The sequence below is a fragment of the Flavobacterium polysaccharolyticum genome (genome assembly GCF_038739875.1).
GTDB lineage: Bacteria > Bacteroidota > Bacteroidia > Flavobacteriales > Flavobacteriaceae > Flavobacterium > Flavobacterium polysaccharolyticum.
The window spans coordinates 39390-55074 of record NZ_JBCGDP010000017.1 but is presented as its reverse complement, the minus strand read 5'-3'; the positions used below and the strand labels follow the sequence as shown (position 1 = coordinate 55074).

General features: G+C 32.9%; 12 protein-coding genes. 4 read left to right on the top strand and 8 right to left on the bottom strand.

Annotated elements, in window-relative coordinates; genetic code table 11:
* Positions 1 to 101: 101 nt before the first annotated feature.
* On the bottom strand, positions 102 to 1655 hold the full coding sequence (locus tag WFZ86_RS15610) for a RagB/SusD family nutrient uptake outer membrane protein (protein WP_342692793.1): 1554 nt from the start codon (positions 1653 to 1655) through the stop codon (positions 102 to 104).
* 11 nt (positions 1656 to 1666) lie between these two features.
* Positions 1667 to 4741, bottom strand: a complete 3075-nt coding sequence (locus WFZ86_RS15605) for a SusC/RagA family TonB-linked outer membrane protein (protein WP_342692792.1) — start codon at positions 4739 to 4741, stop codon at positions 1667 to 1669.
* A 199-nt stretch (positions 4742 to 4940) separates the two neighbouring features.
* On the opposite strand from WFZ86_RS15605, the gene WFZ86_RS15600 reads away from it, so the two are divergent.
* Entirely contained in the window at positions 4941 to 5600 is a 660-nt protein-coding gene (locus WFZ86_RS15600; RefSeq protein WP_342692791.1) for a ribonuclease HII, read from the top strand.
* Positions 5601 to 5619: 19 nt separating this feature from the next.
* On the opposite strand, the gene lipB is transcribed toward WFZ86_RS15600, so the two are convergent.
* The 3 genes from lipB to WFZ86_RS15585 form a co-directional block, all read right to left on the bottom strand.
* Positions 5620 to 6327 carry a lipoyl(octanoyl) transferase LipB gene (gene lipB, locus WFZ86_RS15595; protein ID WP_342692790.1) on the bottom strand — a complete coding sequence of 236 codons (708 nt, stop codon included), beginning with the start codon at positions 6325 to 6327 and terminating at the stop codon, positions 5620 to 5622.
* A 10-nt stretch (positions 6328 to 6337) separates the two neighbouring features.
* Positions 6338 to 7081 (bottom strand): hypothetical protein, encoded by a 744-nt coding sequence (locus tag WFZ86_RS15590; protein WP_342692789.1) that lies wholly within the window; start codon positions 7079 to 7081, stop codon positions 6338 to 6340.
* Positions 7082 to 7229: 148 nt separating this feature from the next.
* Positions 7230 to 7970 (bottom strand): hypothetical protein, encoded by a 741-nt coding sequence (locus WFZ86_RS15585; RefSeq protein ID WP_342692788.1) that lies wholly within the window; start codon positions 7968 to 7970, stop codon positions 7230 to 7232.
* A 180-nt stretch (positions 7971 to 8150) separates the two neighbouring features.
* On the opposite strand from WFZ86_RS15585, the gene WFZ86_RS15580 reads away from it, so the two are divergent.
* From WFZ86_RS15580 to lysS, 3 genes are all read left to right on the top strand, one after another.
* A complete protein-coding gene (locus WFZ86_RS15580; protein ID WP_342692787.1) occupies positions 8151 to 9386 on the top strand; it encodes a hypothetical protein in 1236 nt (411 codons plus the stop codon).
* 14 nt (positions 9387 to 9400) lie between these two features.
* Positions 9401 to 10408, top strand: coding sequence for a hypothetical protein (locus WFZ86_RS15575; RefSeq protein WP_342692786.1), 1008 nt, complete (start codon positions 9401 to 9403; stop codon positions 10406 to 10408).
* Between the two features lie 149 nt (positions 10409 to 10557).
* Entirely contained in the window at positions 10558 to 12276 is a 1719-nt protein-coding gene (gene lysS / locus WFZ86_RS15570) for a lysine--tRNA ligase (protein ID WP_342692785.1), read from the top strand.
* 47 nt (positions 12277 to 12323) lie between these two features.
* Here lysS and WFZ86_RS15565 read toward each other — a convergent pair whose 3' ends face one another.
* The 3 genes from WFZ86_RS15565 to WFZ86_RS15555 all read right to left on the bottom strand — a co-directional run bounded on the left by WFZ86_RS15565 (position 12324) and on the right by WFZ86_RS15555 (position 15362).
* On the bottom strand, positions 12324 to 12929 hold the full coding sequence (locus WFZ86_RS15565; protein WP_342692784.1) for an RloB family protein: 606 nt from the start codon (positions 12927 to 12929) through the stop codon (positions 12324 to 12326).
* 2 nt (positions 12930 to 12931) lie between these two features.
* Complete coding sequence (locus WFZ86_RS15560; protein WP_342692783.1) at positions 12932 to 14149, bottom strand: AAA family ATPase; 1218 nt, start codon at positions 14147 to 14149, stop codon at positions 12932 to 12934.
* A gap of 286 nt (positions 14150 to 14435) precedes the next feature.
* Positions 14436 to 15362: a glycerophosphodiester phosphodiesterase family protein gene (locus WFZ86_RS15555; protein WP_342692782.1), complete on the bottom strand. Its 927-nt coding sequence runs from the start codon at positions 15360 to 15362 to the stop codon at positions 14436 to 14438.
* Positions 15363 to 15685: the final 323 nt, after the last annotated feature.

The following is a 15685-nucleotide window of genomic DNA, read 5'->3' as shown; positions in this document are numbered from 1 at the left end:
TTGAACAAAGGTAGATTAATAAACTATAAAAAAAAATAAACTCCAATTAGCAATAAAAAAACCGTCTCAATAGAGACGGTCTGTAAAAATAATAAATTTAATTACCAACCCGGATTTTGCTGTCCTTTTAAAGTTGGATTATTATTAGTTTCTTGCAGTGGAATAGGCCATAAAAATCTTCTATCAGTAGATGGAATTGGAGCTGTCAATGTTCCTGTAAATGGAGTACCTAAAGTATAAGAACCTAAGGCAGGAAAACCATTTCTAAATTTTGCAGGAATACCTGTAGTAGGTGCTATATCATCATTTAATAACCTATGAATATCGCCCCATCTTTTTCCTTCACAAATAAACTCAATTCTTCTTTCTTTTAATATAGCACGAACTAAATCAGCAGAAGTAGCAAAAGATGTACCAGTGTATGCTTGAGTCAAAGGATCTGCAAGAGCACGATTACGTACACTGTTTAATTGTGTTAAAGCAACTCCCGTGTTACCAAGTCTAGCATTTGCCTCTGCAGCAGCAAGAACCATTTCAGAATAACGAATTAAAGGAGAACCATCAGAATAATTTGTCACATCTTTATACTTTCTTGTAAACACAACGTTATCAACAACTTCAGTTTCCAACCTTCTTTTATCATCAACTAACCATTGAGGATCTCTCCATATAATAGGCGAGATAGCAATCAAGTTACGTCTGTTAAATTGAGAAGCAAGAGCTCCATTTACACCTGGATTAGTGTTAGCTGTATTATAAATAGAGAAAATTGATTCATTATTACCATAATTATTTGCAAATACAGCCATTGGATTTGCTTCTAATGTATACTGAGTAGGAAGTTTTGCAAACTCTGTAAGAACAGATGGCCACATTCTCATGTTTTGATACATCATCATCTTAACAGCAATTGCAGCTCCTTTAGTAACTTTTACAATTTTTTCAATACCAGCTCTCTGAGCCTTTGTCGGAGCATTTTGTTCTGCAAAATTCAAATCCTCAAGTGCTAAAGCATAACATTCAGCAACAGTATTTCTTCCTTTCGTAAGGTTAGCATCAACATCTTCTGGTGTAATTATAGCTTCGGTTCTATATGGAACACCTGGATGTGAAGCGTTAGCAGTGTGGAAATAAGGCATTGAAAAATGCTTTAACAATTCTAAATGAGTGTAAGCTCTCCAAAATCTAACCTCTGCACGATATCCATTTGCAACAGCTTCAGTGATTGTCCCTTTAGCTACAGCTCCATCAAGTCCTTTCAATACAACATTTGATTTATTGATTAGTTGATAAGCGTCTGACCAGTAAAAAACATTGTTAGCTGTTGTTGCATCATAATTTGCTTCATATGTAATTTGATAAAAAGCCTGAGTATTAACAACATCCTCGCCACGCGCCTCATTCTGTTGAAAATACGCTGCACCAAAAACATAACCCCTTGGGGCAGGAGCAGCTTCCGTACCATTAAATACCCCCATTTGAGCAGCGTTATAAACCCCATTTACAGCAGCGAGTACTAAAGTAGGACTTGAAAAAGCAGTCTCAGATTTAACAGTCCCAAACGGATCAATATTAACAATTTCTTCCGAACAAGAATTCAAAAAGAATCCTGAAAAAATTGCCAATGTTACTAAAAATTTATTTCTATTTTTCATTTTTTTTTAATTTATAGTCCAACATTTAATCCCACTGAAAATACTCTTGAACGAGGTACAACATTGTAATCTACACCACCAATCTCCATTTCAGGATCTTGACCTGAGTACTTAGTAATGATTATAGCATTTTGAGCTAGAACATACAATCTAAATGATTTAATATTTAATATATCTGTAAAACTTGAAGGAAAATTATAACCAATTGATATATTATCAAATTTAATAAAATCACCATTTTCAATAAATCTTGAGTTAGCAACTGTAGGTCCATTTACTATTGGATCTGAAGCAGATCGCAATCTAGGTGTCCATCCATCACCAGGATTGTCAACACTCTGCCATCTACCTAAAATTTCAGTTGAGTTGTTATTAAAATTCTGACTCAACATTTCTAATCTTGTAACGTTCATGATTTTATTACCACCACTAAAACGAACTAATGTACCAAAATCAAAATTATGATATCTTAACTTAAGGTCAAAGGCACCAAAATAAGTAGGTAAAGTATTTCCAAGTTCCATCAAGTCAGGAGTCCTAGCAACAGTAGCTATGTCTGAAGGATTTGATGGATTAAATACACGGTAATTGTTAGTTGCTAAATTTCCTTGAACTAAAGAACCATCATTTTGTACATAAACAGGATTTCCATTTGCAGGATTAACTCCCCAATACTTAACTCCATATAAAGCGTTTAATGAACTTCCTTGTCTTATAATGTTGTAAGTAGATATTTGGTCAATGCCTTTTGATAAAGAGATCACCTCATTTTTATTCAAAGAAAGGTTGGCATTGATATCTAAAGTTAAATCTTTTTTATTGATAACATTGTAATCTACACTAAATTCCCATCCAGAATTTCTAATATTTCCAACGTTTGCTGTGTACTGATTATTTGGTACCCCTAAAGACATAGGTGTTTGAAATCTTTCAACAAGTTTGTCAGCATCATTCACGTAATAGTCAACAACAAACTTAATTTTATTATTTAAAATTCCAAAATCAACACCAATATTACGTTTCTCAATTACTTCCCATGTCAAATTAAGATTTTCCATATTAGTAAAAGCTACTCCATTAAAATCACCATATTTTCTTGGTCTGTATGTTCCTAAATAAGGAAAATCTCCACCTAGAACACTAAAATTACCTGTTTTACCCCATGATGCACGAAATTTGAAATCATTAACATAATTATTAATAGTTTCAAAAAATTTCTCATTTGAAGCCGTCCAGCCTAGTGAAACTCCAGGGAAAATTTCAGATCTTAGCTCTGGAGCAAACTTTGACATAATATCTTTACGTAATGAAGCTTGTATGTAATATCTTTTGTCAAAATTATAACTTGCTCTTCCTAAGTAAGAAACAATAGCATTTGCAGATTTATATCCACTAGAAATAGGTGTTCCATAAGATCCTGTAATTACATTACTTTGAAAAAAAGAATCTGCCAAATCTGTACCTCCTGCAATATATCCATTAACATCTGTTTTCTGGTATTCATTTACAGCAGAAAGTCCAATACTATGTTTGTCAAAATCTTTATTAAATGACAACACATTTTGCCAGTTGTAAGATTGCGTGATATCAGTACTATTTTCTATTCTACCTTTTGTACTTACTCCATCACCATGAAATGGATCCCAATAACGCAAACCTGAAGCGTTTGATCTATCTACACTCGCTTGAGATCTTAAAGTAAGCCAAGGTTTAATAGCTATTTCACCATAAACATTAGCAAGGATTCTATTATTATCCGTGTTTTGAATATTCTTATCTAACACATATCTAATATTCGGTAAGTTATTCGCAATAAACTCTGTATTTTGACCACGCCCTACAATTGTATTTGCACCTACGATAGCTATGTTATATCCTTGTGGACCAGAAGGATCGAATACTGTAGTATTAGGTAATTGACGTATAACATTAAACATAGCACCAGAAAGTGAGTTTGAACCAGTGTTAAGACCATTAGTAAAAGTTTTAGATAAAGCTACATTAGAACCTACTTTAATAGTTTTTCCTATTTTTTGATCCACATTAAATTTAGCAGTAAAACGCTCTAAATCATTAGCTCTTATAATACCGTCTTGCTTTGCATATCCAACAGAAGCATAGTAAGAACCATTTCCCAAACCACCAGACATATTAAAGTTATGTTCTAATTGTAATGCATCACGCAAAACAGCATCTTGCCAGTCTGTATTAACACTATTACCGACTGCCCAAGGAGCTAGTCCTCTATTTGTCCTTTTTTCATTATTGATAGTAATAAAATCATCTGTTTTCAATAAATCTAACTTCTCGGCTACCTGAGATACACCAACGTAAGTACTGAATTCAAAAGTTGTTTTACCTTCTTTTCCTTTTTTTGTTGTAATTAATATAACACCATTTGAAGCTCTTGAACCGTATACAGCCGAGGCTGCACCATCTTTTAAAATTTCAAAAGATTGAATATCATTTGGATTAATATCTGCAAGAGCATTATTTGCAGCAAATCCACCTAAATCACCAGTTGAAATGGGAAGACCATCAACAACAATTAAAGGGTAAGTACTAGAATTGATAGAGTTAATACCTCTAATCCTGATTCTTGGCGCAGCACCTAAAACCCCAGAATTTTGAGTTATTTGAACTCCAGATGCTCTACCGGCCAATTGCTGATCAAAACTTTGAGTAACCAAACCTTTGATAGATTCACCTTTTATTTGCGAAATAGAACCAGTTAACTCTCTTTTCTTTTGAACACCATACCCAACAACAACAACTTCTTCTAATTTTTGTGCACTTGTGTTTTTCATCTTAACATCAATAACTGATGAAGCACCAACAGTCATTTTCATAGTATCCATCCCTAAAAAAGAGAACACAAGAACATCTCCTTGTTTAGCTTTGATGGAATACTTACCGTCAAAACCTGTTTGTGTACCATTTTTAGCACCATTAACTACTATGTTAACTCCTGGTACAGCTCCAGTCTCGTCGGTAACAATACCAGTAATAGTCTTCTGTTGTGCGAAGACAAATTGCATTGACAGCGCCAATAGCAAAGAAAAAATCCATTTGAATTTTGATCTCATATTATTATTGTTTTGAATTAGTTATGCAACAAAAATCACAATAAATTCTTAATATACCAAACAAATAAGAAAATAAATCCATTAAGAAATGTTTAGAAAACAATAGCTATATGTGAAAATTTTAAATAATTCTCAACAAAAAAGTCTATAAACGAAAAATAATAACGAATAAAATAATATTTTTGCCAAAAACAATTTAATGCTAAAACCTTTTTTTTTAACGCAAAATTTAGAATGTGGCTGTGATGAAGCCGGAAGAGGTTGTTTGGCTGGTCCAGTAACAGCTTCTTCTGTAATACTTCCTTTATATTTTAACAATTCTTTACTTAATGATAGCAAACAATTAACAGAGAAAACGCGAGAAAAACTTAGAATTGTTATAGAAAATGAAGCCATATCCTATAGCATTACTCATATAGAGCCTCTTGAAATTGATGAAATCAATATTCTAAATGCATCAATAAAAGCCATGCAAGAATGTGTGGTAAAATTGAATCCAAAACCATCCGCAGTAATAATAGATGGTAATGCTCCTTTTATACCTAAAAGAGGAATTATCAAAAAAGGGATTAAAATATTTACTAAAGAAGAAATTCGTTTTTTAAGCACACTTCCAAATGCAAGCATCATAAAAGGAGATGGAAAATACCTAAGTATAGCTGCTGCATCTGTTTTAGCTAAAACATACAGAGACGAATATATGAATCGTATTCATGAAGAGTTCCCTATGTATAATTGGAAAAAAAACAAAGGCTATCCAACTCAAGAACATCGCGAAGCCATAAAAAAATATGGCGTAACCAAATACCACAGAATGAGCTTCAGATTATTACCTGAACAACTCAGCTTGGATTTATAAACTTAGAATGATGCTTTTTTTAATACTGTTCCGAAAACTCACATTCGAATAATGCAGCAAAGTGCTTTAGGATTTTTGCTTTCACTTCATTCTCATCTATAACTTCTACACCAAGTTCTACATTCAAAGAAGTAACCGCTTTACCTCGAATGCCACATGGAATGATGTTATCAAAATAGCCTAAATCAACATTTACATTTAAAGCAAAACCATGCATAGTCACCCAACGGGAAGCACGAACACCCATGGCGCAAATTTTTCTTGCAAAAGGAGTACCAACACCCAGCCAAACACCGGTTTCACCCTCGCTTCTACCACATTCCAAACCATACTCTTGTAACGTAAGAATAATAGCTTCTTCGAGAAAACGCAAATATTTATGTATATCTGAAAAAAAGTTTTCTAAATCTAAAATAGGATATCCCACAATTTGCCCTGGGCCATGATACGTAATATCTCCCCCACGATTGATTTTGTAAAAAGTAGCACCCTTTGCTTCTAATTGTTCTTGATTTAAAAGCAAATTAGTCATATCACCACTTTTACCTAAAGTATAGACATGAGGATGTTCTACAAAAAGCAAATAATTAGGTGTAGAAAAATTTGTTTCCTCTCTCCTATTTTGAATTTTCAAATCAACAATTCCCTTAAACAATTCTTCTTGGTATTCCCAAGTTGTCTTATAATCTTTGCTGCCTAAATCTTGAAGTTGGATATTTTTATTCATTATCTATTTTCTAAAATTCTACTTCAATATTCATTTTTTCAGGAGCGTCCATATATTCTGAAAAGGGGTATTGAATGGTAATGGTTTTTCTGTCCTCGCTAAACATTGCAGCAGTATTAGAAACTTTCTTAACAGGTTTTGCAAAATGATATTTCACTATATAATTGGAAGAAGCAAAAATCATTTTATTCATTTCGGCAGTTTCCTCATTTGGTACTACTTTTTTCGAGGCATTCAAAGTAGCTGTTCGTTTAAATTTATTTCCTTTAAAACTATAAGATACAACTGCATTGTTATTCGCAAAACCATCCGCAGGAATACCCGAACTAAACTCATTAGTTTTATTGACTTTGTTTTGAAGTGAACTCATAGCGTTAATAGCTACCATTGCATCTTGTAATTCTGAGACGCTCTTGAAATTAGTTTGCAACGAAAACAAAAACTGCTTTTGCTCTTGATTCATTTGCATACGCATATTGAAATTTTCTAATTTTTTCAGTTGCTGTTGCTCCGAAATTGGCAATTTTGCAATACTGTCCTTATTATCCGCTAAAAGTTGTTTAAAGGTAAAAATCGAATCAATGCTCTTCTCGTTTTTCAAAGAATCTTTTGGCATCATAGCCATCAAACTTGAACCATCTAAATCAACATTGAATTTTCCTGAACCATCAGCTTCTACATAAATATTTTCTGTAACTGTACAACTCGTTAATAGCAACGTCACACCCAAGATTAAAAACATTATCGATTTCATATGTACTATTTTTATGTGAATTTGGTAAAAAGTATGCCACCTTAATATATATAGGCATGCATTTCCTACCAATCTTTTTATCTGTGCCAAAGATACTAAAACCCGAGTCATACTTTATAGAAGAAAAAATCTTTATTGATCCATCCTATTATTCTTCAAAAACAATTACAATTGATGTACTAATAGGATCAAATAAACTTTCGAGCAAACCAAAAGTTATTTCAACTGATTTCTTATCAGCACTGATTTTGGCATTAGGAATTGAAACTGATTTAATTTTTTTTGTAAAATGGTAACTAAGCGTTACTCTTTGATGTATTTTCTTGTCACCAAGCTGCTTCTTGTAGTTGTTGATTGTTTCTTGTTCCTTTTTTAACTGCTCTTCATCTATTATGGTTACAATTCTTTTGAACTCATTTGACGACAACTGAAAAGCAACTTTATAATAATGTTCTTCGGCACTTAGCGCGTAATTATGAACAATATCACTAACATATTCTTGTGTTTTATATAAATCGGCGATTTGATTTGCTTGAAGAAAATTTTGCGTAAAAGTGGTTCTAAATTCCTTTTCAAAAGAATTCTTCTTAATGTGCACTTTCACGCCTTTGTATGCATTAAAAACAGCTTTATCTTCAGGCGTTAGCTTAGAAAAAGTCTCTGAATGTTTTGAAATGTAATCATCAAAAACATAAGTGGTGTCTTCAAAAACTTCATTTTTATTATACTCCTCTCCTGCCAATTGCTGATAACTCTGCTCTATTCGCAGCATTTCGACGGCGATAGTTCCACTACCGTCTTCATTGAAATGAATGGTTTCGGTTACTTGGCAGCTAGTGCAAAAAAGCAATCCAAAAAAGCACAATAAAAAAAACTTAAATCGACTCATATTTCAAAAATAAGACTCAAATATAAAGAAAAATCTTATACTAAACATTCCCATTCATTTAAAATTATAATTCATTAACAAGTCCAATAAGGATAAAATTTATTAATTAAAAGCACTTCAGTTGGAAGAAATGATAAAAGAAAAAATAAATTTGTAAACCCTTAATATTAAACCTAACCTATGAATCCAATTTTAAAAAATGCAAAGTATTGCATCTCGCTAATGGCTGTTTTGTCATTATTTACGAATTGCGAAACCGAAGTAAACTACAAAAACTACCAGCCCAATTATTTATCAAGTATTGATGCTACCAATTTACCTGCTGGCAATAAACCTATGACACTTTTTGAAGACAACGAAGATCCAGCACTAATGTATAATAAAAAGGATCGTTGGTTTCGAGTTAACGAACCACTTCAAGTTATACTAAAAGGAAAGGATTCTGTTCAAGTTTCTCTGTATTCACCCGTGGCTTTGACAGACGTAAATGTCTATGCTAAACTCCCAAATTACGAAAACAAATTCGTCCTCTTTCACTTTAGCAAAATTCCTGCGTTTCATCGCTCAGTACATCAAATTCCTTTGGTAGTTGGCAAAAATGACTATTTGTTAGAAAATGGTAAAACGTTAACCATTGATAAAATAGAAGGATTTTCATCGGGATCCATTGAATTTTCTGTTACTTCAACAGATCCTTTATTTGCTAAATTCAAAAAAATAAAATCCAATCATTTAGTGCAATTTCACGATGGCTATCACATCAACGAATATGGTAAATATCTTCCAATGAATCCTGTTTTGGCCAAAGAAGCCATCACAATGATTATAAATTATTCCTATGCCTTAAGTCATCCTTTATACTATCAAACCTTTACCAATTTTGACAAATACAAACAAGAACAATCGACATTAGCAGGAACAGCAATAAATGGCGCTTTAAATTGGCACGGTAATACAGACGATTTAAACGGCGTTTATGATTATTACACCAAAGAAGAAATAGAAAAAATTTACTGGAATTACTTAGATTCTAGGACCGTTTACCTAGCAATGGTAGGAGGCGGAAGTGCTTGGGGAGGAGGACCTTTGGCTTCTCAATGGGAATCAGACTACATCACTGGACATTGGCTAGGTGAAATGTCTATTTGGTCTCACGAATATTCTCATCATATTGGATTTAGCCATAGTAGCAATTTAGCCAATAGTGGTGAAGGTGGAGGACAACAAGAAATGCTCACTCACTTTTATAAATATTTGATTTATCTAAACGACCTTCCGTTTATCGATCCTGAAATACTAAAAGGATGGACAAAAACAGCCTACTTAAACAAAAAAGACTACAAAAAACCCGTTTTCAAAATCAGCCCTAACAACCCTTTCTTGCTTAAATACAAAGGAGAAGGAAAATGGAATTAATACCACTTACCACTATGAGAAATTTTTTATTTATAGCCATATTATTTGTTTTTGCTTGTTGTAGTAAAGACTCTGACGCTGTTTACGAGCCAACCAATTATCAATATTATTACTTAAGTAACGAAACCACTATCAAAGCCAATCAAATTATTGGAGGAAAAGGTACTTTAGAAGCTAACGCCATCACTATCGCCAACAACAAATTATACATTTGCAATGGCGATGTTCTTGAAATATTTGACGCCACAACTTTATCTTATCTTTCAAGTCTCAAAAGCTATACAAAAGGAACTACCACAATTCCGTTCACAAAATTATCCTCGATTTCTATTGACAATGACCGCATTTACCTTGGCAGCATTGATTCTAGAGTTTTTGTTTTGGATGAAAAAACATTATCTGGCATCAACACGATTGGAAATGGACAATGGTGGCAAACTTTTGTTCACGTATTTGGACTAAAAGCAAAAGATGGTTTCCTTTTTGTTAAAGAAAAAGAAAATTCAATTAAGGTATTCCAAACAGCACAAATTACAGAAACTAGCAAATGGAACTTAGCTCCAATCGCTAAATTAAACACCCTAAAAGGCTACACAGAAATATATTCGATGGATATCGCCAATGGAAATTTAATCGTTGCTGGACAAAATGCCAACGGCTTTTTGCATTACAATCTAAAAGACATTGAAAAAAACGCAACCAACTCGTTGACTGTTCCAATTTTACCTAATACTAAAACACAAACTGATAACGTTCCATTATCTGTGGTTTTTAGCGATGAATGGGCTATAACAACTGAAAAAATAAAAGGGACCAACTATATTCGTTTGTATCCAAAAAACGTTTTTTTAGATCAAAATTACACGCCAACCATCAACAATTCTGATATTATGGGAGAAAATGCGTTTAACGCTATTACCAATTGTGCTTTGCTAAAAGATCGTTTGTTTGTAGCCGACAACACCAATCAAGTGATAAGAGTTTTAAAAGTAAACAAAGCAACTATTGCGGAACAAAAATAAAATGTCTTGATTTTTTCAATATGTTTTATTTATAAAAACCTTCGTTTTAAAATAACAGAAAGACAAATAGCTGTTCCAAAAAATCTAAAATCTAAAATCTGAAGTCTGCATTCTTTTCTTATCTTTGCGGACTTAAAATTCAGAACATAATGGCCTTATCAGAACAAGAAATAATCCGAAGAGAAAAACTACAAAGCCTACGTAATTTAGGAATTAACCCTTACCCTGCACAACTTTTTCCTGTAAATCATACCTCAAAGCAAGTAAAAGAAAGTTTTGAAGAAGGCAAGAAAGTTATTGTTGCAGGACGTTTAATGAGCGTTAGAGACCAAGGAAAAGCTTGTTTTGCTGAATTACAAGATAGTGAAGGACGTATACAATTGTACGTAAATCGCGATGTTTTATGTCCAGAAGAAGACAAAACATTATACAATCAAGTTTTTAAAAAATTAACCGATTTAGGTGATTTTATTGGTATTGAAGGAGAATTGTTTACAACCAAAGTGGGTGCACAATGTATCCGTGTGGATGAATTTACCTTTTTAAGCAAAACCTTGCGTCCTTTACCCTTACCAAAAATCGACGAAGACGGAAAAATTCACGATGCGTTCAACGACGCCGAGTTGCGTTACAGAATGCGTTATGTAGATTTGACCGTAAACCAACACGTAAAAGAAACCTTCATCAAGAGAACGAAATTGTTCACAGCGATGCGAACCTTCTTTAATGACGCTGGTTACTTAGAAGTTGAAACTCCTGTTTTGCAATCCATTCCTGGTGGTGCAGCAGCGAGACCATTTATAACGCATCACAACTCCTTAGACATTCCATTATATATGCGAATTGCCAATGAATTGTATTTGAAAAGACTAATCGTTGGTGGTTTTGATGGTGTGTACGAATTCTCAAAAAATTTCCGAAATGAAGGTATGGACAGAACCCATAATCCTGAATTTACCGCTATGGAAATTTATGTAGCCTACAAAGACTACAACTGGATGATGGAATTTACAGAGCAATTATTGGAATATTGTGCAACGGCTGTAAACGGAACTAGCGAAGTGACTTTTGGCGAGCACACTATCAATTTCAAAGCGCCTTATGCTCGTGTAACAATGACCGATGCTATTAAACACTTTACAGGTTTTGATATTTCTGGAAAAAGCGAAGCTGAATTGTTTGAAGCAGCCAAAGGAATGGGTATTGAAGTGGATGAAACTATGGGTAAAGGGAAATTGATTGATGAAATTTTTGGCGCAAAATGCGAAGGAAATTATATTCAGCCAACATTTATCACTGATTATCCAAAAGAAATGTCGCCATTGTGTAAAGAACATCGCGATAATCCAGAATTGACTGAACGTTTCGAATTGATGGTTTGCGGAAAAGAAATCGCCAATGCCTACTCAGAATTGAACGATCCAATTGACCAAAGAGAACGTTTTGAAGACCAAATGCGTTTGGCTGAAAAAGGAGATGATGAGGCAAACGGAACTATTGACGAAGATTTCTTGAGAGCATTAGAATACGGAATGCCACCAACCTCTGGATTAGGAATTGGAATGGACCGTTTGATGATGTTCTTGACCAATAACGCGTCTATTCAAGAAGTGCTTTTGTTCCCACAAATGCGACCAGAAAAGAAACAAACGATTGAATTGTCTGGAGAAAGAAAATTGATATGGGATTTATTACAATCTACTGGAGGAACATCAGAATTAAAAAAATTAAAAAACAACTCTGGATTGAGTGGAAAAAAATGGGATCTTGCAATAAAAGATTTAGTAAATCATGGGTTAGTAAAAATTAGTTTAGATACAGAAAGTGGAGATAAGTTTGTTACTTTAGATGGTGAGATTAAATTTTAAAAATATTAAATTAAAGAAAAAGGAGTTTCTATTTTGAAACTCCTTTTTCATGCTCTTTGATTTTCTAAAAACAACACTAATTCATCAACATTAGTATATGGGTTTAAATTAAAAATAGCAACACCATAATTATTTTCAATAACAGATAATCTAATATTTTCAGCATTTGATTTAGCAATGTGCAATTTATCTTTTAATATCGAATAATGTTTGAAATCATTCTTTTCATAATTTTCCATTCCTGTACATTTCTTCAACTCTTTTTCCAAAACTTCTTCTGAAGCAAATGCCTTAGTAGAGTTTTTATAATGGAACAAAAACCAAGATTCAAAACAAATACTTGAAAAAACTACTTTTATCTTTTTACCCAAAGCTAACTTAAAAGCCTCATCCCTTTTGGCTTGATTATCGTGATCGAAAACAACAAATATTTCTTGAAACCCTTCACGTTTGGCTTTCTTTATTGCTTCCTCTACAACTCCTTTACAATCTACTTTATTACTTTGAAAAACTTCTACACCAATAGTTTTAGGCAAACGAAAATCCTCCTTCATTGCATTGAAATAATTCTTCTCTGTCAAGCCTTCACATAGAATCAAAACTTTAGATTTAAAAACTCTAGATTTAAAGGTATTATTAGGTCTTTTAGCCATATTTATGAGTTTATAAAATCAATCAATTCCTGCCTAAAAGTTTCTCTGGCAATAGTTGGAACTGCTCCTAATCTTCCTTCCAAATACCATTTTTCATAATTTCCCTCTCGAATTCCTTTTATATCCGAAACTGCAAACATTTCTGTCTCACCTTTTTCATTTTTCTCAACCAAATTAATTTGGTCTCTTCTCATATTGTTTTCGGGACTTAATAAAGTAGTATCGTGGGTAGCAAATATAAACTGAGCACCTTTTGTATTTACTTCAGGATCATTAAAAAAACCTAAAATATATTGGGCAATTTCAGGATGTAAACTCCTTTCAAATTCATCAACGACTAATACTTCCCCATATTTTAAAGCCATCAGTACTAACGGAATAAATGAAATAATTCTTTGTGTTCCTGAAGACTCGTCTTCAAATTCAAATTCAATTTTATCATTTTTATCATTTAAATGAAATGTTTTAATTCCTCCTTCTGCCTGTTTGAAATCGACAATTTGAGTATCTAATTTTTGAATCAACGACTTTATTAATACAATTCCATTTTCATTAAACTGAAATGTCATATCACTAAAATGTTCATTAAAAGTGTTTCCGTGAAATACCTCGGTAGTAAAAATATTTATTTCCCTTATTTTATTGTAGACATTTTTAGCAAACACTACATTCTCAGTAGCCGATTTACTTAAAAACAATTGATTTTCTGTTGTTCTTTGTTTAATTGTCTCAAAAACACCTTCATAGCCGTTTCCTTTTTCAATTCTCTGACCTTTACGTTCAAAAATCTTAACTTTTATACCTTTTGGATAGAAAAAAAGTGATTCAGCAACAATTTCCTTTTGATTAACCTCAATCGAATATTCATATAAAATTTTTGATATCAACAAATCAATTGAAAAACTACATGGCTTTTTTAAATTAGCATTAATTAACTTGAAAGGATTGTATAGGTTTAAAATATCATTTGGTTTATTATTCGTTGAATTACTTACAAAATCTAAAAAATCATCTAAGGCTCTTATGATATTACTTTTCCCACTTGCATTTGGTCCATATATGGCAGCAGAAGTTAATCCGTAATAATCTTTATTTTTAGTAGCATTTGGATTTGTCTTTATAATTCTGTTGACTGGATTTTTCAAATCACTAGGAATCATAGACAATTCAACTGTTTCGTTGATTGACCTAAAATTTGTTATTCTGAAGTTTAACAACATCACTCAAGGGTTTTATTTGTAAATATATTACAAATATACACTTTAATTAAACCTTTAACACCTAAATGAGTTAAAATCGCATCTATAATATCTAGCCTAAGATCAAATCTAAAATAAGTGGTAAAAAATGGGACAAAGCAATGAAAAACCTTTCTGCTCTTGGAATGACCGAAGTTGTGGTTGATGGCGATGTAAAAGCTTGTCGATTGAAAGAGTAATCTTTTCTTAATCATAAAAACAAACCCGATAATATGACCTATTATCGAGTTTGTTGTTTCTATACAAATTACTTTTTTACTACTTCTTTAATATGCTTTGAGTGTAGCTTGTTGTCTTTTGCATATTTTGCCAATTGTGCTCCCGCTTCTTTACTTCTATCAGAGGATAAAACAGTAGCTCCGTTCGCAATTAATTGATAATACAAACCCTCACTATTTACAGCAGCGCTTTTGTCAATATTGCCCATAGTCCCTAAAATACAAGCGATTGAACGACTATGCAAATAGGAATATACTTCTGGTTTAGGGTCCGAAGTTCCTACAAAGGCGACCATTTTTTCTGCTTTTACGCCCAAAGCTTCCATACGTTCTACGTCGTCTTTTCCTCTTGCTGAAACAGAAATCATCAAATCGGGAGCCAAACGAGCTACTTCTGCTGCTTGATTGGCATTGTAGGTTATGATTACGGAATACGCTTCTGCCTTATTGCGACGCACCGCATCGATTACTTTTTGCATAGGAACTCCTCGTTTTACATCCAACGTGTAAATTACTTTTCCCTTCCCCCATTGCAATACTTCATCCAAGGTCTCTATTTTGTAAGGAGTTGGATTGCCTTGAGTATCTTCTAGATAAAAATCTTGCAATTCTTTGTACGTGTAATTGCCAATCAATCCTGTTCCTGTAGTGGTTCTATCTAATTTATCATCGTGCATCATCACTAAAACCGAATCTTTGGATAATGCAATATCGGTTTCGATTATTGCTGGATTATACTGAATGGTATTAGCAAATGTTGGGGTGCAGTTTTCTGGAAAACCAACTGTTGGCCCTCCTCTATGCGCGCTTACCAAAGGATAGGATTTTTTAGAATACGTCAAAAACTTTTGCAATTCTTTTCCACTTTTAAATTCCATTCGGTATTCCTTAGTTTGAGCAAAAACTCCATTTAAGGATAGCAAAAACAAAAAAACTAGTATAACATTCTTCTTCATTGTATAGATTTTGAATCAACAAAAATACCTATTCTTATTCGTTGCCGTGGCTCTTTTTTTTAAACTTAATGAAAGAATAACAAAGTAACTTATCAACAATCCACCTCAAAAAACAACTAAAAAGACAGCAAAACAAGACTTCAGGACGGTTAATAAAAGAGCATAAAAAAACTCCAAATATGATAAATATCAGGTCGGTATTTTGCATTAAGACGTAAAATAGTAGTACCAAACACAAATTCCACAACACACATAAACAGCTGATTTTAATTTGTTTATAGCAAAAAATAAAATTGGTTTACTATCTCAGAATTAAACTTCTG

What these genes read in the sequence shown, in the direction of transcription:
- WFZ86_RS15610 (WP_342692793.1), bottom strand. Translation starts at nt 1,655, where the DNA reads ATGAAAAATAGAAATAAATTTTTAGTAACATTGGCAATTTTTTCAGGA.
- WFZ86_RS15605 (WP_342692792.1), bottom strand. Translation starts at nt 4,741, where the DNA reads ATGAGATCAAAATTCAAATGGATTTTTTCTTTGCTATTGGCGCTGTCA.
- WFZ86_RS15600 (WP_342692791.1), top strand. Translation starts at nt 4,941, where the DNA reads ATGCTAAAACCTTTTTTTTTAACGCAAAATTTAGAATGTGGCTGTGAT.
- lipB (WP_342692790.1), bottom strand. Translation starts at nt 6,327, where the DNA reads ATGAATAAAAATATCCAACTTCAAGATTTAGGCAGCAAAGATTATAAG.
- WFZ86_RS15590 (WP_342692789.1), bottom strand. Translation starts at nt 7,081, where the DNA reads ATGAAATCGATAATGTTTTTAATCTTGGGTGTGACGTTGCTATTAACG.
- WFZ86_RS15585 (WP_342692788.1), bottom strand. Translation starts at nt 7,970, where the DNA reads ATGAGTCGATTTAAGTTTTTTTTATTGTGCTTTTTTGGATTGCTTTTT.
- WFZ86_RS15580 (WP_342692787.1), top strand. Translation starts at nt 8,151, where the DNA reads ATGAATCCAATTTTAAAAAATGCAAAGTATTGCATCTCGCTAATGGCT.
- WFZ86_RS15575 (WP_342692786.1), top strand. Translation starts at nt 9,401, where the DNA reads ATGAGAAATTTTTTATTTATAGCCATATTATTTGTTTTTGCTTGTTGT.
- lysS (WP_342692785.1), top strand. Translation starts at nt 10,558, where the DNA reads ATGGCCTTATCAGAACAAGAAATAATCCGAAGAGAAAAACTACAAAGC.
- WFZ86_RS15565 (WP_342692784.1), bottom strand. Translation starts at nt 12,929, where the DNA reads ATGGCTAAAAGACCTAATAATACCTTTAAATCTAGAGTTTTTAAATCT.
- WFZ86_RS15560 (WP_342692783.1), bottom strand. Translation starts at nt 14,149, where the DNA reads ATGTTGTTAAACTTCAGAATAACAAATTTTAGGTCAATCAACGAAACA.
- WFZ86_RS15555 (WP_342692782.1), bottom strand. Translation starts at nt 15,362, where the DNA reads ATGAAGAAGAATGTTATACTAGTTTTTTTGTTTTTGCTATCCTTAAAT.